Here is a 23,340-nt window from a genome sequence, read left to right as displayed (position 1 = left end):
TTGCAGCAGTAACGCATGGCGCACTTGCCCGACCTCCAACCCGGCTGGCACGAGCCGCTGGGCTCGCTGGCCCGCGACGGCGGCGTGAACTTCGCCGTCTTCAGCGAGAACGCCACCTGCATCGAGCTGTGCGTGTTCGACGCCGAGGGCCAGCGCGAGTTGCGCCGCTACGCGCTGCACGGTCCGCACGACGGCGTGTGGCATGGCTTCCTGCCCGGCGTCGGCCCCGGACTTGTCTATGGGCTGCGTGCGCACGGCCCCTACGCGCCGGAGCAAGGTCACCGCTTCAACCCGCACAAGCTGCTGCTGGACCCGCAGGCGCGCGAGATCGTCGGCCACTTCGGCTGGCGGGCTGAGCACCATGGCTACGAACTGGGCCATCCGGACGGGCCGCGCTCCTTCGACACGCGGGACAACGCCACGCAGGCGCTCAAGGCCCGCGTGGCGCCGCCGCCCGTGCCGTGCGCGCTTCGCCGCCCGCGTGTGGCGGCTGCCGACGCCGTGCTGTACGAGGTACACGTCAAGGGCTTCTCCAAGCTGCTGCCGGGCGTGCCGGAAGAACTGCGCGGCACCTACGCAGGCATGGCGCATCCGGCGTCCATCGCGCACTTCAGGCGGCTGGGCGTGACGACGCTGTCGCTGCTGCCGGTGCAGTACTGCATCGACGAGCCCCATCTCGCGGAGCGTGGCCTGCACAACTACTGGGGCTACAACACGCTGGGCTTCTTCTGCCCCGACCCGCGCTGGGCGCAAGCCTCGCATCGCGACGACCCCACGGCCGTGACGGCGGAGTTCCGCCAGATGGTGGCTGCGTTGCATGAGGCCGGGCTGGAGGTGGTGCTGGACGTCGTCTACAACCACACGCCCGAGGGCAACGAGTTCGGCCCCACGCTGTCGCTGCGTGGCCTGGACAACAAGAGCTACTACCGGCTTGTCGGCGGCGACTGGAGCCGCTACGAGAACCTGACCGGCTGCGGCAACACGTTGCACGCCTCGCATCCGCGTGTGACGCAGTTCGTGCTGGACTCGCTGCGCTACTGGGTGGCCGATTTGGGTGTGGACGGCTTCCGCTTCGACCTCGCGCCCGTGCTGGGGCGCAGCTCGCACGGCTTCGACCCGAACGCGGCCTTCTTCACCGCGCTGCGCCAGGACCCGGTGCTGGCCGGCGTGCACCTTATCGCCGAGCCCTGGGATGCGGCCTACGACGGTTACCAGGTCGGGCGCTTCCCCGGCCGCTTCCTGGAGTGGAATGACAAGTTCCGCGACGCGGTGCGCGGCTACTGGCTCAAGGCGGGCCCCGGCGTCGGGCGCGGCGAGTTCGCGCGGCGCTTCATGGCGTCCAGCGACGTGTTCCATCACGGCCAGCGCCAGCCCACGGCCTCAGTCAACTTCATCGCCGTGCACGACGGCTTCACGCTGGCCGACCTGACTAGCTTCAGCGCCAAGCACAACCATGCCAACGGCGAGGACAACCGCGACGGCCGCGACGGCGAGCTGTGCGCCAGCTTCGGCGCGGAGGGGCCGACCGAGGATGCGGCCATCAACGCCACCCGCGACCGCGTGCGCCGCGCGCTGCTGGCCACGCTGCTGCTGGCGCAGGGCACGCCCATGTTGTGCGCCGGTGACGAGATCGCCAACAGCCAGGGCGGCAACAACAACGCCTACTGCCAGGACAACCCGACGACCTGGCTGAACTGGGATCACGCCGACGGCTGGCTGACCGAGCTGGTGTCGCAACTGCTGGCGCTGCGCGCGCAGGAGCCACTGCTGCGCCACCCGCGTTGGTTCGCCGCCGGCTCGGGCGAGGCCAGCATCGCCTGGTACGCCCCCAGCGGCCACGAGATGACGCCCAACGACTGGCATGACGCTGGCCAGCGCGCCTTCGGCGCCCAGCTTCGCGAGGCCGGTGTCGGCGCACCGCGGCTGATGATCGTCTTCAACCCCGACCCGGCGCCGCTGCCCTTCCTGCTCTGCAACGGGCCGTGGCAACTGGTGCTCGACAGCAGCGGCGAATCGGCCGCGCCTCTTGTCCTCCCCGGCCAGCCGCTGAACGTGCCGGCCCGTTCGCTCCTTGTATTGAGACACCAATGAATCTCAACCAACGCTCCTCCGGTGTGCTGCTGCACATCACCTCGCTGCCCGGCCCGCACGGCATGGGTGACTTCGGCCCCGATGCCTATCGCTTCGTCGATTGGCTGCAGGCCGCCGGCCAGCGCGTGTGGCAGCTGCTGCCGACGACGCCCATCGGCCCCGGTGACAGCCCCTACCAGGGCGTGTCCGCCTTCGCGGGCAGCCAGTGGATGGTGGCGCTGGAGCCGCTGATCGCCAAGGGCTGGCTGAAGTCGCCGAGCGTGCCGGCCTTCAACGGCGAGCTGATCAACTACGGCGAGGTGACGCCCTGGCGCGAGCAGCAACTGCGCGCTGCGGCCAAGGGCTTCTTCGCCAGCGCGCTGGACGCCGACCGCATCGCCTTCGCCAAATGGTGTCTGCAGGCGCAGAGCTGGCTGGACGACTACGTGCTCTTCATGGCCATCCGCTCGCCGCTGAATGGCCAGCCCTGGTGGACATGGAGCGAAGGCCTGAAGCGCCGCGACCCCGCCGCGCTGGCCCAGGCCCGCAAGGACTACGCCGACGAGATCGCCTTCTGGCGGTTCGTCCAGTGGCAGTTCGACGTGCAGATCGGCGCGCTCAAAAGCTACGCCAACGCGCGCGGCGTGCACATCATGGGCGACCTGCCCATCTTCGTCGCGCACGACAGCGCCGACTGCTGGTCGCGCCCTGACCTGTACTACCTCGACGAGCACTTCCAGACTACCGTCGTCGCCGGCTGCCCGCCCGACGACCTGGGCCCGTTGGGCCAGCGCTGGGGTAACCCGCTGTACCGCTGGGACAAGATGGCCGAAGAGAACTACGCCTGGTGGACGGCGCGTATTCAACGTGCGCTGTCTCAGGCCGACGTGTTCCGCATCGACCACTTCCGCGGCTTTGCCGGCTACTACGAGATCCCCGGCGACAGCCCCGACGCCACCCGCGGCGAGTGGAAGACCGGCCCGGGCATGGCGCTGTTCGACGCCATCAGGAAGGCGCTGGGCCCGCTGCCCATCGTGGCCGAGGACCTGGGCTTCATCACCGACGACGTGCACGCGCTGCGCGACGGCTGCGGCTTCCCAGGCATGAAGATCCTGCAGTTCGGCTTCGGCGCCGAGGGTGACCACGAGTTCCTTCCGCACATGTGGCCCACCACCTCGGTGGCCTACACCGGCACGCACGACAACGACACCGTGCGCGGCTGGTGGAACCAGGCCAAGCCGCGCGAGCGGGCGTTCGCCGGCTCCTACCTGGCCTGCGGCGAGCACGACGTGCACTGGGCCATGATCCGCGCCTGCGCCAACTCCGTGGCCAACATGGCCGTCTACCCGCTGCAGGACGTGCTGGGGCTGGACAGCGCCCACCGCATGAACGTGCCCGGCGTGCTGGGTGGCAACTGGGGTTGGCGCTTCCGCTGGGACTGGGTCGGCGCGGAGCCGACCCGCGTGCTGGGCCTCATCACCGCCGCGGCCGGCCGTGGGCCGTTCGAGCTGCTGAAGCTGCCGAGCTGATCGCCTGACCGCCGCCACCTGAGCGGCAGCAATAAGCAACGGGCGCCTGAAGCGCCCGTTGTGCTTGGTGGCGCCTACTTGCGCGCCGCTTCTTCCAGCGCACGCCGCACCGCGTCGCCGTCGTCGGCCGGGGCGCTGGCCTCTGACGCAGGCGCCTCGGGCGCGAACAGCTTGCTGGCGTCGTCGGCGCTGAGGTCCTCGGCCGGCTTTTCCTGGCCGCCCATCTGCTGCAGCAGCTCGGAGGCCTGGTTCAGGTCCACCGCCTTCTCCTTGTCCAGGAAGGCCGTCACCGTCTGCGGGAAGAAGATGACGATGGCTACCAGCACCAGCTGCATCACTACCCAGGGGATGGAGCCCAGGTAGATGTCCTTGGACAGCACCTTGCGGGGCAGGGCGCCGTTCTTGAACAGCGTGTCGGAGATGCCGCGTAGGTAGAACAGCGCGAAGCCGAACGGCGGGTGCATGAAGCTGGTTTGCATGTTCACGCACAGCATCACCCCGAACCAGACGAGATCGATGCCCATCTTCTCGGCCACTGGCGCTAGCAGCGGCAGGATGATGAAGGCGATCTCGAAGAAGTCCAGGAAGAAGGCCAGGAAGAAGATGAACAGGTTGACCGCGATCAGGAAGCCGATCTGGCCGCCGGGCAGGTCGCTGAGCAGGTTCTCGATCCAGTGGCCGCCTTCGACGCCCTGAAACACCAGCGAGAAGGTGCGCGAGCCGATCAGGATGAACACCACCATGGCGGTGATGCGCATGGTGCCGATCATGGCTTCCTTGACCAGCGGCCAGTTCAGCCGGCGGTGCATGGCGGCCAGGATGAAGGCACCCACCGCGCCCATCGCGCCGGCCTCGGTGGGCGTGCAAATGGCAGTGTTGATGCCCGGCAGCCCGCCCATGGAGCCCAGCACGGCGAAGATCAGCACGGCCGACGGGATGATGCCGCGCAGGCACTTGCGCCACAGCGCCCAGCCTTGCAGCGTGCGGGCCTCCTTGGGCACGCCGGGCACGTGGTCCGGCTTGATGCGGCTCAGCAGGAAGGTGTAGAGCGCAAAGATCAGCACCTGCAGAATGGCCGGGCCCCAGGCGCCCTTGTACATGTCGCCCACCGGCCGGCCCAACTGGTCGGCCAGCACCACCAGCACCAGCGAGGGGGGCACCAGCTGCGTGATCGTGCCCGAGGCCGCGAGCACGCCGGTGGCGTAGCGCATGTTGTAGCCGTAGCGCATCATGACCGGCAGCGAGATCATGGCCATCGCGATGACCTGGCCCGCCACCGTGCCCGTGATGGCGCCCAGGATGAAGCCGACGATGATCACCGAGTAGCCCAGGCCGCCGCGCACCGGGCCGAACAGTTGGCCCATGGCATCGAGCATGTCCTCGGCCAAGCCGCATTTCTCCAGCAGCGCGCCCATCAGCGTGAAGAACGGGATGGCCAGCAGCAGGTCGTTGGACAGGATGCCGAACACGTTCTGCGGCAGCGCGCTCATGAACTCCGGCGGGAACCATCCCTGGCTCACGGCGAAGAAGCCGCAGGCCAGCCCCAGTGCGGCCAGCGAGAACGCGACCGGGAAGCCGATCAGCAGCACCACGATCAGCCCCGCGAACATCAGCGGCGGGAAGCTCTCCATCGCCATCATTGCAGCGGCCTCTCGTAGTGCATGTCCATTTCCAGCTTGTGCGCCAGCCAGGCCGCGCGCTTGATCACCTCACTGACGCCTTGCAGCGCGAGCAGCGCGAAGCCCAGCGGCAGCATCAGCATGGCAGGCCAGCGGATCAGGCCGCCGGCATTGCTGGACACCTCGCCCGATGTCAGCAGCTTGACCCAGTAGCCCACGAAGCCGAGGCTCGCGACCGAGTCGGTCGGCGTCATGCCGGTGCTCAGCTTGACGATGAACAGCTGCCAGGACAGCCAGGTCATGTAGCCGATCACCGGCAACAGGAACACGATCAGGCCGAACAGGTCCACGCCCACCTTGGCCCGGCCACTCAGGCGGCTGTAGGCCAGGTCCACCCGCACATGTTCATTGAGCCGCAGCACCTGAGCAGCGCCCAGCATCACGCAGGTGGCAAATAGATACCACTGGATTTCGAGGAAGGCGTTGGACGAGTAGTCCAGCGTGTAGCGGACGACGGCATTGGCGGCGCTGATGACGCAAGACAGCAGCACGGCCCAGGCGGCCAGGCTGCCAAAGCGATCGTTCAGGCGGTCGATGCGCCGCGCCAGGCTGAGCAGGGCGTTCATGGAGCAAGGGTGTGAAATGCAAAACGGCCGCCAATGTAGCGACCGTTGTGCGTGCAACAGCTGACGGCAGCTGTCGTTCAGGGAAAGCCCCGACGGGCTTCAGCCCAGTTGCTGCGCCTGCATGAACAGGCGTGCCGAACGCGCGCCCGAGCGGCAGAACATCAGCAGCGGCCGCGGCAGCTCCGCCAGCAGCTCGGCCATGGCGGCGATCTCCTCGGGCGACTGGTAGCCACCGGCCACCGGCAGGTGGCGGTACTGCAGGCCGGCGGCCCGCGCTGCGGCCTGGATCTCGGCCGAGGTCGGCTGGTCCGGTCCATGCTCGAAATCTGGCCGGTTGTTCACCACGCTCTTGAAACCCATGGCCGCGGCTTCGGCCATGGCGTCAGGCGTCAGTTGCGGCGCGGCGCAGATGTCGGGGGCGATCGCTTGCAGCGGCAGGCTCATGGCAGCTCCTTACTTGGCCAGCGCGGCCTTGACGGCGGCGGAGACGGTGCTCATCTCGGCGGAATTCCCCAGCGCAGCCTTGGCGGCGGCCATGACCTTGCCCATGTCGCCCGGGCCGCTGGCGCCCAGCTCGGCCACGATGGCCGCCACCTTCTCGGCGACGGCCTCGGCGGACAGGCGCTCCGGCAGATAGACCTGCAGCACGGCGAGCTCGGCGCTTTCCTTGGCGACGAGGTCGTCACGGCCGGCCGCGGCGAACTGGCTGATGGAGTCCTTGCGCTGCTTGATCAGCTTGTCGACGATGGCCACGAGGCCAGTGTCGTCCACGACGATGCGCTCGTCCACTTCCTTTTGCTTCACGGCAGCCAGCAGGCCACGGATGGTCAGCAGCCGGTCGCTGTCCTTGGCGCGCATCGCGGCCTTCATGTCTTCGGTGATGCGGTCTTTGAGGCTCATGGGGGATTCCGGTTCAAAAAGACAAAAACCCGCAACAGCGTCCTGTGGCGGGTTCTGGAGTTCACCGGAACGCGAGGTTCCGGGTCGCGTCAGGAGGCTATATCAGTACAGCTTCTTGGGCAGCTGCATGCTGCGCACGCGCTTGTAGTGGCGCTTGACAGCCGCGGCCTTCTTGCGCTTGCGCTCAGCGGTGGGCTTTTCGTAGAACTCGCGGGCGCGCAGGTCCGTCAGCAGGCCCAGCTTTTCGATGGTGCGCTTGAAGCGACGCAGTGCGACGTCGAACGGCTCGTTTTCCTTGACGCGGATGGTGGTCATGTATTTCCTTCAGAATGCGCTCGGTGTTCGCGGCTAAGTTTCAGCAGCAGGTTCCGGATTACTGCTTCTCTTGGTCTTCTTCGAGAAGTGCAGCGAATCGACGCGCGGGTTTGCTAGCAAAGCCGAGGATTGTAGCCGGGAAATCAAGGGTCTGCCAAGATTCCCTCAGTTTGCGGCGCAGCCGGCTACCAGGGCCTCAGCGCAGGCTGCGGCGCTGGACCAGGCCCACTGGAAGTTGTAGCCCCCGAGCCAGCCGGTCACGTCCACCACCTCGCCGATGAAATGCAGGCCCGGCACGTGACGGCTTTCCAGGGTCTGCGAGCTCAGGTCCCGGGTGCTGACGCCGCCGCGCATGACCTCGGCCTTGCGCCAGCCCTCATCACCACTGGGCATGAGCTGCCACTCGTGCACGCTGCGCCCCAGGCGCTGCAGGTCGGCGTCGCGGCATTCCGGCAGCGGCCGCGCGGCATCCAGCGCGGCCCGCTCCAGCCAGGCGGCGGCCAGGCGCTGCGGCAGCCGCGCGCCGAACTCGTTGCCGAGCTGCCGGCGCGAGCTCGCCTTGGCCTGCACGAGCTCGGTGTCCAGTCGAAGCTCGGGTGCCAGGTTGATTTGCAGCGGCTGCTCCGCCGTGCGATAGCTGGAGATCTGCAGGATGGCCGGGCCGCTCAAGCCTCGATGGGTGAACAGCAGATCCTCCAGGAAGCGCGCGCGCGCCTTGCCACTGCCGACACTGACCTCCACCGGCAGCGACAGCCCGGCCAGCGCGGCAAACGGCGCCCAGGCATCGGCATCGAAGGTCAGCGGCACCAGGGCAGGACGGGGCTCGACGATGGCATGGCCCAGGCGCTTGGCCAGGCGCAGACCCCAATCGCTGGCGCCGATCTTGGGCACGGGCAGGCCGCCTGTGGCCACCACCACGCGGCGTGCTTGCACGGGGCCGTGTGCCGTGTCCAGCTCGAAGCCCTCGGCCACCGGGCGCACATCGGCGACGGTGCAGGGCTGCCAGCGCGTGACCCCGCCAGCCTCGCACTCGCGCAGCAGCATCTGGATGATCAGTTCGCTGGAGTCGTCGCAGAACAGCTGGCCCTTGTGCTTTTCGTGGAAGGCGATGCCGTGCTGCTGGACGAGTTTGATGAAGTCCTGCGCGGTGAACCGGGCCAGCGCGGAGCGGCAGAAGGCCGGGTTCTCGGACAGGAAGTTGGCCGGCGTCACATCACGATTGGTGAAATTGCAACGACCGCCGCCGGAGATTCGGATTTTTTCAGCCAGCTTGGGGGCATGGTCGATCAGCAGCACGCGCAGGCCACGCTGTCCCGCGCGCCCCGCACAGAACAGCCCGGCGGCGCCAGCCCCCACCACGACGACATCAAATGCCTGCATAAACCTCCCTCGAATAGGGATGCATTCTCGCGGGGCGGGGGATTGAAACTCGCTACGATGCCTCCCAACTGACGCGCCAGGCTTCTTAGGGGGGGAGGCCCGGATCGCGGGATGGCGCGGCCTTGCCGGCTGCGCAGCCCGCCCACTACAGTGCCTCGACATCAGCGCCCGCCCTGGCCCCCACCAGCGGCACACGATCGAATCACCACGAGTTCATGAACACGATCGCCGACTCCTCCGCGACGCAGCTGGGCGGCCTGTCTGCCTGGCTGGCCGAGCATCCCGAACTGGGCGGCGATACGCTGGCGGGCCTGGTGGCGCTCATCGAGCCCCTGGGCTGCCAGGCGGCCATCAAGCTGGTCTCCAGCGGGCGCTATGTGTTCGCCAGCGCCGGCTTCGGCCAGATGTTGGAGCGTGAGGAGGTCGTGGGGCGCAACGACGCCGAGTTGCTCCGGCCCGACGAGATTGGCGCGCTGCGCCGCGTCGAGCAGACGGTCATGGCGCAGCGGCACCCGGTCGTGTCCGAGCACAAGCTCGAGATCAATGCGCGTCGGCGCGAGTTCAGCGTCACGCGACTGGCGCTGGGGTCGGACTTCCTGCTGGCGGTCTGGCAGGAGCGCACCGAAGAGCGGCATCGCGAGACGCAGCTGCAGCGCGCGCTGACGCAGATCGAGCAGCAGCAAGGTGCCATCGAGCAGATTCGCCGCGAGTTGCAGCTCGGTTCTGGGCGCGACGATGTGTCGGGCCTCTACCTGCGCGCGCAGTTCGACGATCAACTGCTGCGCGAGATCGACCTGTCCTCCCGCGAGCACCGTGAGTTCGCGCTGGTGGTCATCGCGCTGGACGCATCGCCGGCCGTCACGCAACTGGGTGACGAAGCCCAGCAGCGCCTGCTTGAAGGTATTGGCCGCATGCTGCGAGCCAACACGCGGGCGATGGACTCGGCCTGCCGCATCGGGCCCCAGCGCTTCGCGGTGCTGCTTTCCGGCGTGGGCCTGGCGACGGCGCATGCCCGCATGGAGCAACTGCGCCGTCAGTGCGCGGCGCAGATCGTCGTGCTCAACGGGCAGGACCTGGGTCTGTCGATCTCCATGGGCGTGTCCAGCTTTCCGCACACCGCGTCGCGGCAGGATGAGCTGATGACGGCCAGCGAGAACGCCGTACACGAGGCCCAGCGCCGTGGCGGCAACCAGGTCGTGCTGGCCTCCATCGCGTTCGGCTAAAGCCCGCTCAGTCCCTTGTAGAGCATGTAGGCCGCCAGCGCGAACAGCAGCGTGGCGAAGGCCTTCTTCAATTGGGCCACGTCCATCGCATGCGCCACGCGGGCGCCGAGCGGGGCCATGGTCACGCTGGCGGCAGCAATGAGTGCCAGCGCCGGCAGGTAGAGGTAGCCCGCAGCGCCGGGCAGTGCCGGCGGCTGGCCCCAGCCGCCGACGACATAGCCGGCCGTGTTGGCCAGCGCGATCGGGAAGCCCAGTGCCGCGCTGGTCGCCACGGCTGCATGCACCGGTACATTGCACCAGACCATGAAAGGCACGCTGGCGAAGCCGCCGCCGGCGCCCACCAGGCCGGACAGCAGGCCGATGCCGCTGCCAGCCGTGAACTGGCCGGCAGGGCCGGGCATTTGCCGGCTGGGCGCCGGGCGCTTGTTGCGCAGCATCTGCCAGCCGGAGAAGCTGACGAACAGCGCGAACAGCAGGGCCAGCCAGGCGCCCTTGAGCAGGCTGAAGAGCCCGGCGCCCGCGAGCAGCCCGCCGGCCAGGATGCCGGGGGCCAGCCCCCTGACGAGGTCCCAGCGCACGGCACCGCGACGGTGGTGTGCTCGCACGCTGGACAGTGACGTGAACATGATCGTGGCCATGGACGTGGCGATGGCCATCTTGACAGCCAGCCCGGGCTCCACGCCGCGCTGATCCAGGATGAAGGTCAGGAACGGCACCATCAGCATGCCGCCGCCGATGCCCAGCAGGCCGGCCAGGAACCCGGCGCTCAGCCCCAGGGCCAGCAGTTCAACGGCGAGGGTGAGCGTCATGCCTGATGCAGCCTGGTCAGCACGGCCTGCCATTCGGCCGGCGTGACGGGGGTGATAGACAGCCGACTGCCGCGCTGCAGCACACCCATGCCGGCCAGTTCGGGCGCCTCGCGCATGGCCTTCAGGCTCAGCAGTCGGGTCGTCTCGCGCCAGCGCACGTCCACATGCACCCAGCGTGGCGCCTCGGGCTTGGACTTGGGGTCGAAGTAGGGGCTGGCCGGGTCGAACTGCGTGGCGTCCGGGTAGGGTGCGCTGCAGACCTCCGCGAGGCCGGCAATGCCCGGCTCGGCGCAGGATGAGTGATAGAACAGAACGCCGTCACCGATGCGCATGTCATCGCGCATGAAGTTGCGGGCCTGGTAGTTGCGCACGCCGGTCCAGGGCAGGGTGCCCGCACGCTGGAGGTCTTCGATGGACGCCTCGTCGGGCTCGGACTTCATCAGCCAGTAGTTCATGGGCCGATGCTAGGGGAGGAAAAGGTGTCCACCGCCATCCTGGGGGCCGAGATCCTGAACACCCAGGGGTAATCAGGTGGGCCAGGTCATCCGGACTTCGGGTTCATCTGACGCGAGACGCTCACGCCCATCCGGCATATTCCAAGCCCTTGCTCATAGAGCATCGGATGAAGGAAATTAAAGCCCCAGAGGAAAGCAGTGGACGGGGTGGAGTTTACGCGGTCAGAGCAGCTGGCCGTCGTGTCCGAGCGCTTCATCCAGGCGTTTGATAAGGGCATCGAGCTCGGGCGGCTCGTCCGGGGTTTGGGAGGGAGCGGCCGCAGTCGTCTCGCGCGGCGCTTCGACCAGCTGGTAGGCGAGGTTCAGCGCGGCCAGCACGGCGATGCGCTCGCGAGCCTTGACCTTGCCGGCGTCGCGGATGGCGCTCATCTCGCGGTCGACCTGGGCGACGGCCGCGGTCAGTGCGGCCTCGCCGCCGGGCGGGCAGCCCAACAGGTAGCTCTGGCCCATGATGGTGACTTCCATCTGCTTCATGGCTGCTCCTCCTTGGGTGCCTCGGCGGGTAGGCGTTCCAGCAGCGCGTCGACGCGGGCGCGGGCGGCGCTCAGGCGCGAACGCAGGCTGTCGCGCTCCTGCGTGATGGCGGTGAGCTGCACCTGCAGCAGCAGGTTGGTGCGCAGGATTTCGTCGTGGCGCACGAGCAGGCGCTCAACGCGGTCGGTCAGGTCGGTGAGGCTGGCCATGGAGGGGCTTCTGATCAGGCGGACGCTGATTTTAGTTGGCGACCGTGGTCGCATTCGTCGATGACAGCGCAAACGTTGCACATGGGCTTGCGCGCCTGACAGACGTAGCGGCCGTGCAGGATGAGCCAGTGATGGGCGTCGACGAGATAGGCCGCGGGCGCGCGCTTCAGCAGGCCCAGCTCGACGGCCAGCGGCGTCTTGCCCGGTGCGAGGCCCGTGCGGTTGCTGACGCGGAAGATGTGCGTGTCCACTGCCATCGTCGGCTCCCCGAAGGCGACGTTGAGGACGACGTTGGCGGTCTTGCGGCCGACGCCGGGCAGCGCCTCCAGCGCCTCGCGCGAACGCGGCACCTCGCCGCCATGCTGCTCGATGAGGATTTGGCAGGTCTGCAGCAGGTGCTTGGCCTTGCTGCGGTACAGGCCGATGGTCTTGATGTGCGACTCGAGGCCGTCCTGACCCAGCGCCAGGATCTGTGCCGGCGTGTTGGCGACGGCGAACAGGCGCCTGGTGGCCTTGTTGACGCCGACGTCGGTGGCCTGCGCGGACAGCAGCACCGCCGTCAGCAGCTCGAAGACGCTGGAGAACTCCAGCTCGGTCTGCGGCGCCGGGTTGACGGCTTTCAGCGTGGCGAAGAAGCGTTCGACTTGAGCGGCGTTCATGCCGCGCATTGTCAGCCGCCTTCAGCCTCGCTTGGCTCTGGCTCGGGCGAGAGCGGCTTCGATGACGGCGCGTTTGCGGTCGAGCTGGGCGGGGTCGGTGATGTGTGACGCGGCGGGCAGGTCGGCCAGCTTGGCCTCGGCCTTGGCGGCCAAACGGGCGTCGTTTTCCTCGGCCTCGCGGTGGCGTCGGAACTGCTTGAAGACGTAGCGTTCCCGGGCTTCTTCGGCCTGCGGCTGGCTCCAGGCCGCCCAGCCGGTGGCCGTGGTCACCTCGGGCATGGAGATGCAGTCCACCGGGCAGGCCGGCACGCACAGCTCGCAGCCAGTGCACTGCGCCGTGACGACGACGTGCATGGCCTTGGGCGCGCCGACGATGCAGTCGGCCGGGCAGGCCTTGATGCACAGTGTGCAGCCGATGCACCAGGCCTCGTCGATGACGGCCACGCCGCGCGTGGCTTCGATGCCGTGGGCCGGGTTCAGCGGCAGAGCCGGGCGGCCGGTGATAGCGGCCAGCCGGGCCACGCCTTCGGCGCCGCCGGGCGGGCACTGGTTGATGCCGGCGTCACCGGCGGCGACAGCCTCGGCGTAGCGGCGGCAGTCCGGGTAGCCGCAGCGCGTGCATTGGGTCTGCGGCAGCGCGGCGTCGATGAGAGCCGCGAGGCTCACGCGCGGCGGGTACGCTTGGCGGCGGGCTTGGGCGCCGCCTTCACCGGCGTGGCCTTGGCCGTCTGCTTCAGCGGGGAGGCTTCGTACTTGGCGATGAAGTCGCGCACCTGCGGGTAGACCTTCTCGCGCCAGCGCCGGCCCGAGAAGATGCCGTAGTGCCCGGCGCCGATGGCGTCATAGTGGAACTGGTGAACCTTGGGCACGCCTTCGCACAGGTCGTGTGCGGCGCGGGTCTGGCCGGCGCCGGAGATGTCGTCCAGCTCGCCCTCGACCGTCAGCAGCGCAGTTGTTTGGATGTCCTGCGGGCGCACCTGCTGGCCATCGACGAACCAGGTGCCGTTGACCAGCGCGAAGTCCTGGAACACGGTCTTGATCGTGTCCAGGTAGTACTCGGCGGGCATGTCCAGCACGGCGTTGTACTCGTCGTAGAACTTGCGGTGCGCCTCGGCGCTGTCGTCGTCGCCGCGCACCAAGTCCAGGAAGTAGTCGTAGTGCGAAGAGAGGTGGCGGTCCGGGTTCATCGCGACAAAGCCGGTGTGCTGCAGGAAGCCCGGGTAGACCTCGCGGCCGGCGCCGGGGAAGTTGGTCGGCACGCGGTAGATGACGTTGTTCTCGAACCAGCTGTAGCTGCGGTTCATGGCCAGGTTGTTGACGGCCGTCGGGCTCTTGCGGGCATCGATGGGGCCGCCCATCATGGTCATGCTGCGCGGCGTGGCCTCGCCGGCGGAGGCCATCAGCGAGATGGCGGCCAGCACGGGCACCGTGGGCTGGCAGACGGACATCACGTGGCAGTCGGCGCCGCCGACGTGCCGGATGAACTCCTGCACGTAGCGGATGTAGTCGTCCAGGTGAAAGGGCCCCACTTCCAGCGGCACCATGCGCGCGTCGGTCCAGTCGGTGATGTAGACCTTGTGATCCTTCAGCAGCTGCTTGACGGTTTCGCGCAGCAGCGTGCTGTGGTGGCCGGACAGCGGCGCCACGACCAGCACTGTCGGCTGGTCCTTCATCTTGGCCAGCACCGCGGAGTCGTCGGTGTAGCGCTTGAAGCGCAGCAGGCGGCAGAACGGCTTCTCGATGGCCACCAGCTCCTGCACGGCGACGTCGACGCCGTCGACTTCCACCGTCTTGATGTCGAACTCGGGTTTCTCGTAGTCCTTGGCCAGCCGGTGCATCAGGTCCAGCCCGGCCGACAGGCGCTGCGCCATCGGCGTGTGCGTGAACGGCGACAGCGGGTGGCTGTAGAGCTTGGCCGATGCGGCGGCAAACTCGGAGAACGGGCTCAGCAGGGCGCGCTGGGTTTCGAAGAATTGATACAGCATGGCCGGCCTTGGCAAGGGTCAGGAATGACCCGATGGTGCCAGAAAACGCTTGCAGCGTTGTGCGCTGCAACATGGATTGGCGGTCAAACCGCCAATCCTTCGCACTTCAACGGTGCGTTGCGGGGCGGTCAGCCCTTGATGACGGCGGCCATGCCGGCCGCGACGACAGGCAGATTGCCCTCATTCAGTGCGGCCACGCAGATGCGGCCGGAGTCCACGCCGTAGACGCCGAATTCGCTGCGCAGACGCTGCATCTGCTCGGCCGACAAGCCGGAGTAGCTGAACATGCCCAGCTGTTCGGTGACGAAGGAGAGGTCTTGCGAGACGCCGGCGGCCTTCAATGCGGCCACCAGCGCCGAGCGCATGGCCTTGATGCGCACGCGCATGCCAGCCAGTTCTTCCTCCCACATCGCGCGCAGCCTGTCGTCTGACAGCACGGCGGCCACGACCTGCGCACCGTGGGTGGGCGGGTTGGAGTAGTTGGTGCGGATCGCGATCTTCAGCTGCGACAGCACGCGCACCGCCTCCTCATCGCTGCTGCAGACGACGCTCAGCGCACCACAGCGCTCGCCGTACAGCGAAAAGCTCTTGGAGAAGCTGGTGGACACGAAGAAGCCCACGCCGGCTGCCATGAACTGGCGCACGGCCTCGCCGTCTTCCTTCAGGCCGAAGCCGAAGCCTTGGTAGGCCATGTCCAGGAAGGGCGTCAGACCCCGGGCCTTGACGGCGCCAACGACCTGGCCCCACTGCTCGGCCGTGATGTCGTAGCCGGTCGGGTTGTGGCAGCAGGCGTGCAGCACGACGACGGTGCCGGCGGGGGCGGCGTTCAACGCGGCCAGCATGCCGTCAAAGTTGACACCCTTCTTGGCCGCGTCGTAGTAGGGGTAGGTCTCGACGGTGAAGCCGGCTTGCGTGAACAGCGCCCGGTGGTTCTCCCAGCTCGGGTCGGAAATGAGCACCTTGGCGGTCGGGTTGAGCTGCTTCAGGAAGTCGGCGCCGACCTTCAGCGCGCCGGTGCCGCCGATGGCCTGCACGGTGGCGACGTTCTTCAGCTCGCTGCCGAACACCAGCTTCTGCACGGCCTTGTCGTAGGCGGCGATGCCGTCAATTGGCAGGTAGCCGCGCGGCTTGGGCGCCGCGGCCATGGCGGCCTCGGCTTCGCGCACGCACTTCAGCAGCGGCAGCTTGCCGTTCTCGTCGTAATACACGCCGACGCCGAGGTTGACCTTGCCCGGGCGGGTGTCGGCGTTGAATTGCTCGTTCAGGCCCAGGATGGGGTCACGGGGGGCGAGGGCGACGTCGGCGAACAAAGACATGACGAGATTCCTGAAGGGGCGTTGGCAGCAGGGGGAGGGTGTCAGCGAGGGACTGCGCTTAAGCTGACGGGTTGCGCAAGCCGCAGATTTTCCCAGGATTTACCCGATGCAAGACGCCCTGAACGCCAAGACCGCCCCGGACGGGGACACCGAGGAACGCAAGGGCGAATTCGTCAGCTTCGAAGGCTCCCCGTTCCAGCTGTTCCAGCCTTTCCCTCCGGCGGGGGATCAGCCGACCGCCATCGCGCAGATCTGCGAAGGCATCCACGACGGCCTCAGCTACCAGACGCTGCTGGGCGTGACCGGCTCGGGCAAGACCTTCACGATGGCCAATGTCATCGCCCGCCTGGGCCGCCCGGCCATCATCTTTGCGCCCAACAAGACGTTGGCGGCGCAGCTGTACAGCGAGTTCAAGGATTTCTTTCCGAAGAACGCCGTCGAGTACTTCGTCAGCTACTACGACTACTACCAGCCCGAGGCCTACGTGCCGCAGCGCGACCTGTTCATCGAGAAGGACAGCGCGATCAATGAGCACATCGAGCAGATGCGCCTCTCCTGCACCAAGAGCCTGCTGGAGCGCCGCGACGTCGTCATCGTGGCGTCTGTGTCGGCCATCTACGGCATCGGCTCGCCGGCGGACTACCACCAGATGGTCATGACGCTGCGCGTGGGCGACAAGATGGGCCAGCGCGACGTCATCGCGCACCTGATCCGCATGCAGTACACGCGTAACGAGATGGAGTTCAGTCGCGGCCACTTCCGCGTGCGCGGCGACACCATCGACGTGTTCCCGGCCGAGCACTCTGAGCTGGCCATCCGCATCGAACTGTTCGACGACGAGATCGAGGCGTTGTCGCTGTTCGACCCGCTGACCGGCCAGATCCGCCAGAAGATCCCGCGCTTCACCGTCTACCCCAGCAGCCATTACGTGACGCCGCGCGAGCGCGTGCTGGCCGCCGCCGACGCGATCAAGGAGGAGCTGCGCGAGCGCGTGGCCTTCTTCGTCAAGGAGGGCAAGCTCGTCGAGGCGCAGCGCGTGGAGCAGCGCACCCGCTTCGACCTGGAGATGCTGCAGGAGGTGGGCCACTGCAAGGGCATCGAGAACTACACGCGGCATCTGTCGGGCGCCGAGCCGGGCGACCCGCCGCCGACGCTGGTGGACTACCTGCCCAAGGACGCGCTGATGTTCCTGGACGAAAGTCACGTGCTGATCGGCCAGTTCGGCGGCATGTACAACGGCGACCGGGCGCGCAAGACGACGCTGGTGGAATACGGCTTTCGGTTGCCGTCGGCGCTGGACAACCGGCCGCTGAAGTTCGCCGAGTTCGAACGCAAGATGCGCCAGGCGGTGTTCGTGTCCGCCACGCCGGGGCAGTACGAGCAGGACAACGCGGGCCAGGTCGTCGAGCAGGTCGTGAGGCCGACCGGGCTGGTGGACCCCATCGTCGAGGTGCGCCCGGCGACGCATCAGGTGGACGACGTGCTGCAGGAAATTCGCCTGCGCGTGGAGGTCAACGAGCGCGTGCTGATCACGACGCTGACCAAGCGTATGGCTGAGCAGCTGACGGACTATCTCAGCGACAACGGCGTCAAGGTGCGCTACCTACACTCCGACGTGGACACGGTGGAGCGCGTCGAGATCCTGCGCGACCTGAGGCTGGGCGCCTTCGACGTGCTGGTGGGCATCAACCTGCTGCGCGAGGGGCTGGACATCCCCGAGGTGTCGCTGGTCGCCATTCTGGATGCCGACAAGGAAGGCTTTCTGCGCGCCGAGCGCAGCCTGATCCAGACGATCGGTCGCGCGGCGCGCAACCTGAACGGCAAGGCCATCCTGTACGCGGATCGCATCACTGAGTCCATGCGCAAGGCCATCGGCGAAACCGAACGGCGCCGCGCCAAGCAGATGGCCTTCAATGAGGAGCACGGCATCACGCCGCGTAGCGTGCAAAAGCGCATCAAGGACCTCATCGACGGCGTCTACTCGGAGGAGTCAGGCCGCGACGAGGCGAAATTGCTGGCGGCGGCCAAGGTCGAGGACTTGTCGGAAAAGGATCTGGCAAAACGTATCGCCCAGCTCGAAAAGCAGATGCTGGAGCACGCGCGCAACCTGGAGTTCGAGAAGGCGGCCCGCCTGCGCGACCAGTTGGCGCAATTGCGCGAGCAGGCGTTCGGGGCAAGTGGGCGCGACAACATCGTGCCCATCGACGCCGTCCGCAAGGCCGGCGCGGTGCGCTAAGGCTGCTGCGCTGCAGCAAAAACCCCGGGCCGACTGGGGGCACCGGCCCGGGCGTCGCGCCTATTCAGTAGTCGAGTAAAATCATCGGAAATGATTCGCTCGGCTATTGTCCCGGCCATCACGGGTTAACCCCGAATCAATGACCTGGACAAATCCGGTCCGGGCATCTCGCCAAGGAGTTTCACATGCGTCTCACCACCAAAGGCCGGTTTGCAGTCACCGCGATGCTGGATCTGGCGCTGCGCGAGAATACCGGCCCGGTTGCCCTGGCGGCCATCAGCCAGCGGCAGCAGATTTCGCTCTCTTACCTGGAGCAGCTGTTCGGCAAGCTGCGCCGCCATGAACTGGTGGAAAGCACCCGCGGCCCGGGCGGCGGCTACTCGCTGGGCCGCAAGGCCGAGGACATCACGGTCGCCGACATCATCGTCGCCGTTGATGAGGCACTGGATGCCACCGGCTGCGGCGGCAAGGAAAACTGCATGGGCGAAGACAGCGGGCGCTGCATCACCCACGAACTCTGGACCAATCTGAACGCCAAGATGATCGAGTATCTCGACTCCGTGTCGCTGCGTAAGCTGGCGGACGAGCAACTGGCCAAGGGCTTCGAGGTCGAGGCGGCGCCGGTCAAGCGCGCGATCTCCAGCCAGCCCGTGCTCAAGCCCATCCGCGTGACGGCACCGAATTCGGTGTTCGCGCTCGGTGGCGCGTTCAGTAAGTAAGTCACCCTGTCAGAAGAACTCAAAAGTAGTCGTTCCATGGACATGACCCCGCACTTCCCGATCTACCTCGATTACGGCGCGACGACGCCGTGCGACCCCCGCGTGGTGGACGCGATGATCCCCTGGCTGCGCGAGCACTTCGGCAACCCGGCGTCACGCAGTCACGCCTGGGGCTGGGAAGCGGAAGAGGCCGTCGAGAAGGCGCGCGTGCAGGTGGCCGAGCTGATCGGCGCGGACCCGCGCGAGATCGTCTGGACCTCGGGTGCTACCGAGTCCAATAACCTGGCGCTGAAGGGCGCCGCGCAGTTCTATAAGACGCGCGGCAAGCACCTGATCACCGTGAAGACCGAGCACAAGGCCGTGCTCGACACCATGCGTGAGCTGGAGCGCCAGGGCTTCGACGTGACCTACCTCGATGTGCTGGAAAACGGCCTCGTCGACCTGGAAGCGTTCAAGGCCGCGCTGCGCCCGGACACCATCCTGGCGTCGGTCATGTACGTGAACAACGAGATCGGCGTTATCCAGGACGTCGTTGCGCTGGGCAATCTGTGCCGCGAGCGCGGTGTCATCTTCCACGTCGACGCAGCCCAGGCCACCGGCAAGGTTGAGATCGACCTCGCCAAGCTGCCCATCGACCTGATGAGCCTGGCCTCGCACAAGAGCTACGGCCCCAAGGGCATCGGTGCGCTCTACGTGCGCCGCAAGCCGCGTGTGCGCCTCGAAGCGCAGATGCACGGTGGTGGCCATGAACGCGGCATGCGCTCCGGCACGCTGCCGGTGCACCAGATCGTCGGCATGGGCGAGGCCTTCCGTATCGCCCGTGAAGAGATGGGGGCCGAGAACGAGCGCATCCGCGCGCTGCACGACCGCCTCGTCAAGGGGCTGTCGGGCATCGAGCAGACCTTCATCAACGGCGACCTCGAGCGGCGCGTGCCCCATAACCTGAACATCTCGTTCAACTATGTCGAGGGCGAGTCGCTGATCATGGGGGTCAAGGGTCTGGCGGTGTCGTCGGGCTCAGCCTGCACGTCGGCCAGCCTGGAGCCTAGCTATGTGCTGCGCGCCCTGGGCCGCAGCGATGAGCTGGCTCACAGCTCGCTTCGCATGACCATCGGCCGTTTCACGACCGAAGAAGAGATCGACTACGCCATCAGTGTGCTGACCGACCGCGTCGCCAAGCTGCGCGAGCTGTCCCCGCTGTGGGACATGTTCAAGGACGGTGTCGACCTCTCGACCATTCAGTGGGCCGCCCACTAAGGAGAACAACATGGCATACAGCGACAAGGTCGTCGACCACTACGAAAACCCGCGCAACGTCGGCAAGTTCGACAACGGCGACGAAGACGTCGGCACCGGCATGGTCGGCGCGCCGGCCTGCGGCGACGTGATGAAGCTGCAGATCAAGGTGAACCCGGCGACCGGCCTCATCGAGGACGCCAAGTTCAAGACCTACGGCTGTGGCTCGGCCATCGCCTCCAGCTCGCTTGTGACTGAGTGGGTCAAGGGCAAGAGCCTGGACGAAGCGCTGACGATCAAGAACACGCAGATCGCCGAAGAACTGGCGCTGCCGCCGGTCAAGATCCACTGCTCCATCCTGGCCGAAGACGCCATCAAGGCCGCAGTGGACGACTACCGCGCTAAGCACGCCGCCAACTGAGATGGCCGTCACGCTGACCGAAGCCGCGGCCCGCCACGTCAAGCGCTACATCGCCAAGCGCGGCAAGGGCGTGGGCGTTCGCCTGGGCGTGAAGACGACCGGCTGCTCGGGCCTGGCCTACAAGCTCGAGTACGCCGACGACGTGGCGCCCGAGGATGTGGTCTTCGAAGGTCATGAGGTCAAGATCCTCATCGACCCCAAGAGCCTGCCCTACCTCGATGGCACCGAGCTGGACTTCGTGCGCGAAGGCCTGAATGAAGGCTTCAAGTTCCGCAACCCGCGCGAAAAGGACAAGTGCGGCTGCGGCGAGTCCTTCCGTGTCTAATCTTTCCTGAATCGATGATGGGCGCGGTGCAGACCGCGCCTTTTTCATTCCTGCCATGCGCCTCACCGACAACGACTTCCAGCTCTTCGGCCTGCCTGAAACGCAGGCCCAGGATGGTGCTGCCATCGCGGCGCGCTGGAAGGCGCTGCAGGCCGAAGTCCACCCCGACCGTTTCTCCGCAGAAGGTGCCGCTGCGCAGCGCGTGGCGATGCAATGGGCGATGCGTGTCAACGAGGGCTACCAGCGCATGAAGGACCCGCTGAAGCGCGCTGCTTATCTGTGCGAACTGCGAGGTGCGCCGGTGCAGGCCGAGAACAACACGGCCATGCCCACCGCTTTCCTGGTGCAGCAGATGGAATGGCGTGAGGCGCTGGACGATGCGAACGACGAGGCCGCGCTGACCGCCCTCGACGACGACGCAGCCCACGCCGAAGCCGCCGCGCTCGACACCGTGCAGCGCCTGCTCGACGAGGCGGGTGATGCTCCGGCTGCCGCATCCCAGGTCCGCGCGCTGATGTTCATCCAGCGCTTCCGGGCCGACATTGACCAGCGCCTTGCGGCGCTCGACGCCTGAATCTCATGGCTCTCCTCCAGATTTCCGAACCCGGCGCTTCGCCCGACCCGCACCAGCGCCGCATTGCCGTCGGCATCGACCTGGGCACGACGCACTCGCTGGTCGCCGCCGTGCGCCACGGCGTGGCCGAGTGCCTGCCTGATGAACAGGGTCGCGTGATCCTGCCGTCTGCGGTGCGCTACCTGCCCGAAGGCGGCCGCCAGATCGGCATCGACGCGCTGGCCGCGCAGGCCGAAGACCCCGAGAACACCATCGTCTCGGTCAAGCGTTTCATGGGTCGGGCGGTGGCTGATGTCGCCAACCGCGAGCATCTGCCCTATCAGTTTGAAGACCGTCCCGGCATGCTGGGCATCGTCACGCGTGATGGTGTGAAGAGCCCCGTCGAGGTGTCGGCCGAGATCCTGGCTACGCTGCGCTTCCGCGCCGAGGACAGCTTCCTCGACGACCTGTTCGGCGCCGTCATCACGGTGCCGGCCTATTTCGATGACGCCCAGCGCCAGGCCACCAAGGATGCGGCCGAGCTGGCCGGCCTGAAGGTGCTGCGCCTCATCAACGAGCCGACGGCCGCGGCCATCGCTTACGGGCTGGACAACGCCAGCGAAGGCCTCTATGCCGTCTACGACCTGGGCGGTGGCACTTTCGACATCTCGCTGCTGCGCCTGACGCGTGGCGTGTTCGAGGTGGTGGCGACGGGCGGCGATGCGGCGCTGGGCGGCGACGACTTCGACCGCGTGCTGGCCGATTGGGCCTTGGCCGGCCGCGCCCTGGCTTCGGCGCACGACAAGCGCGCTGTCCTCGTCGCGGCGCGGGCCGCCAAGGAGGCGCTGTCCGACACCGACTCGACCGAGCTTGTTGCCGCGCTGGATGCCGGCGAATTGCGCGTTGTCGTCACGCGCTCCCAGTTTGAAGAGCTGACGCAGCCGCTGATCGCCAAGACGCTGTCTGTCGTGAAGCGCGTGCTGCGCGACGCCAAGGTCAAGCCAGCGGACGTGCAGGGCGCGGTGATGGTCGGCGGCTCCACGCGCATGCCCGTCGTGCGCCGGGCCGTCAGTGAGCTGTTCGGCCGCGAGGTGCTGACCAACCTGAACCCCGACGAAGTCGTCGCGCTCGGCGCGGCCATCCAGGCCAATCAGCTCGCCGGCAATGCCGCCGATGGCGAGATCCTGCTGTTGGACGTGATCCCGCTGTCGCTAGGGCTGGAAACGATGGGTGGCCTGGTGGAGCGCGTCATCGAGCGCAACTCGACCATCCCCGTCGCCAAGGCCCAGGACTTCACGACCTTCAAGGACGGCCAGACCGCGCTGGCGGTGCACGTCGTTCAGGGCGAACGCGAGCTGGTCAGCGAGTGCCGGTCGCTGGCGCGCTTCGAGCTGCGCGGCATCCCGCCGATGGCGGCCGGTGCGGCGCGCATTCGCGTCAGCTTTCAGGTCGATGCCGACGGCCTGCTCAGCGTGTCCGCAGAGGAGCTGACCTCGGGCGTGCAGGCCGCCATCACCGTCAAGCCTAGCTACGGCCTGTCCGACGACCAGATTGCTGGCATGTTGAAAGACGGCTTTGCCAGCGCCGATGCTGACATGGCTGCGCGCAAGCTGCGCGAGGCCCGCGTTGAAGCTGAGCGCATGGTGCTCGCCACGCGCAGCGCGCTGGCGGCCGATGGCGACCTGTTGCCTGACGCCGAGCGCGAGGCGCTGGACGGCCGTCTGTTGGCCCTGGCCGCCATGACCGACGATGCCGATGCCATCGACGCCGCCGTCAAGGCCCTGGCCGAAGCCACCGAAGGCTTTGCCGCCGAACGCATGAACCGCTCCATTGCCCGCGCCCTGACGGGCCGCGATGTCAGCCAACTCTGAGATTCACACTATGCCCGTCATCAAGATCCTGCCGCATGCCGAGTACTGCCCCGAGGGTGCAACGCTGACCGGGGTGCCCGGCACCTCCATCTGCGAAGTGCTGCTGGCCAACGACATCCGCATCGAGCATGCCTGCGACCAGGTCTGCGCCTGCACGACCTGCCACGTCATCGTGCGCGAAGGCGGCCGTTCGCTGAGTGCGATGGAAGAGGATGAGGAAGACATGCTCGATCGTGCATGGGGGTTGGAGCCTGACTCGCGCCTGTCCTGCCAGGCACTGCTGCGTCAGCAGGACATCACGGTCGAGATTCCCAAGTACTCGATCAACCACGCCAAGGAAGGCAAGTGAG

Annotated in this window: 25 protein-coding genes and 1 other RNA gene; 11 read left to right on the top strand and 15 right to left on the bottom strand. The window is 67.2% G+C overall.

Going from position 1 to position 23,340, the window contains the following annotated elements; genetic code table 11:
- Positions 1-15 precede the first annotated feature (15 nt).
- Both glgX and malQ read left to right on the top strand, forming a co-directional pair.
- Positions 16-2,091, top strand: coding sequence for a glycogen debranching protein GlgX (glgX, locus tag ACG0Z3_RS11530; RefSeq protein ID WP_394397633.1), 2,076 nt, complete (start codon positions 16-18; stop codon positions 2,089-2,091).
- Positions 2,088-3,599 (top strand): 4-alpha-glucanotransferase, encoded by a 1,512-nt coding sequence (gene malQ, locus ACG0Z3_RS11525; RefSeq protein ID WP_394397632.1) that lies wholly within the window; start codon positions 2,088-2,090, stop codon positions 3,597-3,599. The genes glgX and malQ overlap by 4 nt, the downstream gene beginning before the upstream one ends.
- A gap of 74 nt (positions 3,600-3,673) precedes the next feature.
- Here malQ and ACG0Z3_RS11520 read toward each other — a convergent pair whose 3' ends face one another.
- The 6 genes from ACG0Z3_RS11520 to ACG0Z3_RS11495 form a co-directional block, all read right to left on the bottom strand.
- On the bottom strand, positions 3,674-5,236 hold the full coding sequence (locus ACG0Z3_RS11520) for a TRAP transporter large permease (protein ID WP_394397787.1): 1,563 nt from the start codon (positions 5,234-5,236) through the stop codon (positions 3,674-3,676).
- On the bottom strand, positions 5,236-5,844 hold the full coding sequence (locus ACG0Z3_RS11515; RefSeq protein WP_394397631.1) for a TRAP transporter small permease subunit: 609 nt from the start codon (positions 5,842-5,844) through the stop codon (positions 5,236-5,238). The genes ACG0Z3_RS11520 and ACG0Z3_RS11515 overlap by 1 nt, the downstream gene beginning before the upstream one ends.
- A 99-nt stretch (positions 5,845-5,943) precedes the next feature.
- Positions 5,944-6,288: a protein tyrosine phosphatase family protein gene (locus tag ACG0Z3_RS11510; protein ID WP_394397630.1), complete on the bottom strand. Its 345-nt coding sequence runs from the start codon at positions 6,286-6,288 to the stop codon at positions 5,944-5,946.
- Positions 6,289-6,297: 9 nt separating this feature from the next.
- On the bottom strand, positions 6,298-6,744 hold the full coding sequence (locus ACG0Z3_RS11505; protein ID WP_394397629.1) for a GatB/YqeY domain-containing protein: 447 nt from the start codon (positions 6,742-6,744) through the stop codon (positions 6,298-6,300).
- Positions 6,745-6,846: 102 nt separating this feature from the next.
- The gene (gene rpsU, locus ACG0Z3_RS11500) at positions 6,847-7,059 is read right to left on the bottom strand and encodes a 30S ribosomal protein S21 (protein ID WP_007833691.1); all 213 of its coding nucleotides are present in this window, start codon (positions 7,057-7,059) and stop codon (positions 6,847-6,849) included.
- Between the two features lie 165 nt (positions 7,060-7,224).
- Positions 7,225-8,439 (bottom strand): BaiN/RdsA family NAD(P)/FAD-dependent oxidoreductase, encoded by a 1,215-nt coding sequence (locus ACG0Z3_RS11495; RefSeq protein ID WP_394397628.1) that lies wholly within the window; start codon positions 8,437-8,439, stop codon positions 7,225-7,227.
- 215 nt (positions 8,440-8,654) lie between these two features.
- Between ACG0Z3_RS11495 and ACG0Z3_RS11490 the strand changes: the two genes are divergently transcribed.
- Positions 8,655-9,662: a GGDEF domain-containing protein gene (locus ACG0Z3_RS11490; protein ID WP_394397627.1), complete on the top strand. Its 1,008-nt coding sequence runs from the start codon at positions 8,655-8,657 to the stop codon at positions 9,660-9,662.
- Here the strand turns inward: ACG0Z3_RS11490 and ACG0Z3_RS11485 are convergent.
- The 9 genes from ACG0Z3_RS11485 to ACG0Z3_RS11450 all read right to left on the bottom strand — a co-directional run bounded on the left by ACG0Z3_RS11485 (position 9,659) and on the right by ACG0Z3_RS11450 (position 15,629).
- A complete protein-coding gene (locus ACG0Z3_RS11485; RefSeq protein ID WP_394397626.1) occupies positions 9,659-10,471 on the bottom strand; it encodes a sulfite exporter TauE/SafE family protein in 813 nt (270 codons plus the stop codon). The two genes, ACG0Z3_RS11490 and ACG0Z3_RS11485, sit on opposite strands and share 4 nt — an antisense overlap.
- The gene (locus ACG0Z3_RS11480) at positions 10,468-10,926 is read right to left on the bottom strand and encodes an EVE domain-containing protein (protein WP_394397625.1); all 459 of its coding nucleotides are present in this window, start codon (positions 10,924-10,926) and stop codon (positions 10,468-10,470) included. Before ACG0Z3_RS11480 ends, ACG0Z3_RS11485 begins: the two co-directional genes overlap by 4 nt.
- A gap of 24 nt (positions 10,927-10,950) precedes the next feature.
- A non-coding RNA gene (gene ssrS / locus ACG0Z3_RS23435) (6S RNA) lies at positions 10,951-11,131 on the bottom strand.
- A gap of 17 nt (positions 11,132-11,148) precedes the next feature.
- On the bottom strand, positions 11,149-11,460 hold the full coding sequence (locus ACG0Z3_RS11475) for a cell division protein ZapA (RefSeq protein WP_394397624.1): 312 nt from the start codon (positions 11,458-11,460) through the stop codon (positions 11,149-11,151).
- The gene (locus ACG0Z3_RS11470) at positions 11,457-11,669 is read right to left on the bottom strand and encodes a DUF904 domain-containing protein (protein ID WP_268165868.1); all 213 of its coding nucleotides are present in this window, start codon (positions 11,667-11,669) and stop codon (positions 11,457-11,459) included. The genes ACG0Z3_RS11475 and ACG0Z3_RS11470 overlap by 4 nt, the downstream gene beginning before the upstream one ends.
- Positions 11,670-11,683: 14 nt before the next feature.
- Positions 11,684-12,328, bottom strand: a complete 645-nt coding sequence (nth, locus tag ACG0Z3_RS11465) for an endonuclease III (protein WP_394397623.1) — start codon at positions 12,326-12,328, stop codon at positions 11,684-11,686.
- A gap of 21 nt (positions 12,329-12,349) precedes the next feature.
- A complete protein-coding gene (gene rsxB / locus ACG0Z3_RS11460) occupies positions 12,350-12,994 on the bottom strand; it encodes an electron transport complex subunit RsxB (RefSeq protein ID WP_394397622.1) in 645 nt (214 codons plus the stop codon).
- A complete protein-coding gene (locus ACG0Z3_RS11455) occupies positions 12,991-14,313 on the bottom strand; it encodes a polyhydroxyalkanoate depolymerase (protein ID WP_394397621.1) in 1,323 nt (440 codons plus the stop codon). Before ACG0Z3_RS11455 ends, rsxB begins: the two co-directional genes overlap by 4 nt.
- Positions 14,314-14,441: 128 nt before the next feature.
- On the bottom strand, positions 14,442-15,629 hold the full coding sequence (locus ACG0Z3_RS11450) for an amino acid aminotransferase (RefSeq protein WP_394397620.1): 1,188 nt from the start codon (positions 15,627-15,629) through the stop codon (positions 14,442-14,444).
- Positions 15,630-15,735: 106 nt separating this feature from the next.
- On the opposite strand from ACG0Z3_RS11450, the gene uvrB reads away from it, so the two are divergent.
- The 8 genes from uvrB (at position 15,736) to fdx (ending at position 23,339) form a co-directional block, all read left to right on the top strand.
- A complete protein-coding gene (gene uvrB / locus ACG0Z3_RS11445; RefSeq protein ID WP_394397619.1) occupies positions 15,736-17,865 on the top strand; it encodes an excinuclease ABC subunit UvrB in 2,130 nt (709 codons plus the stop codon).
- Positions 17,866-18,050: 185 nt separating this feature from the next.
- The gene (gene iscR / locus ACG0Z3_RS11440) at positions 18,051-18,584 is read left to right on the top strand and encodes a Fe-S cluster assembly transcriptional regulator IscR (RefSeq protein ID WP_025563988.1); all 534 of its coding nucleotides are present in this window, start codon (positions 18,051-18,053) and stop codon (positions 18,582-18,584) included.
- A gap of 36 nt (positions 18,585-18,620) precedes the next feature.
- Entirely contained in the window at positions 18,621-19,841 is a 1,221-nt protein-coding gene (locus tag ACG0Z3_RS11435; protein ID WP_394397618.1) for an IscS subfamily cysteine desulfurase, read from the top strand.
- Positions 19,842-19,851: 10 nt separating this feature from the next.
- Positions 19,852-20,241 (top strand): Fe-S cluster assembly scaffold IscU, encoded by a 390-nt coding sequence (gene iscU, locus ACG0Z3_RS11430; RefSeq protein WP_394397617.1) that lies wholly within the window; start codon positions 19,852-19,854, stop codon positions 20,239-20,241.
- Position 20,242: 1 nt separating this feature from the next.
- Entirely contained in the window at positions 20,243-20,566 is a 324-nt protein-coding gene (gene iscA / locus ACG0Z3_RS11425; RefSeq protein WP_394397616.1) for an iron-sulfur cluster assembly protein IscA, read from the top strand.
- Between the two features lie 55 nt (positions 20,567-20,621).
- Positions 20,622-21,140, top strand: a complete 519-nt coding sequence (gene hscB / locus ACG0Z3_RS11420) for a Fe-S protein assembly co-chaperone HscB (protein WP_394397615.1) — start codon at positions 20,622-20,624, stop codon at positions 21,138-21,140.
- A gap of 5 nt (positions 21,141-21,145) precedes the next feature.
- On the top strand, positions 21,146-22,990 hold the full coding sequence (hscA, locus tag ACG0Z3_RS11415) for a Fe-S protein assembly chaperone HscA (protein WP_394397614.1): 1,845 nt from the start codon (positions 21,146-21,148) through the stop codon (positions 22,988-22,990).
- A gap of 10 nt (positions 22,991-23,000) precedes the next feature.
- The gene (gene fdx / locus ACG0Z3_RS11410) at positions 23,001-23,339 is read left to right on the top strand and encodes an ISC system 2Fe-2S type ferredoxin (RefSeq protein ID WP_394397613.1); all 339 of its coding nucleotides are present in this window, start codon (positions 23,001-23,003) and stop codon (positions 23,337-23,339) included.
- The last annotated feature ends 1 nt before the right edge of the window (position 23,340 follow it).

This window comes from Pelomonas margarita, from assembly GCF_043555875.1.
Lineage (GTDB): Bacteria > Pseudomonadota > Gammaproteobacteria > Burkholderiales > Burkholderiaceae_C > Pelomonas > Pelomonas margarita.
The sequence above is the reverse complement of the archived record's forward strand: the minus strand, read 5'-3'. Positions and strand labels throughout refer to the sequence as shown.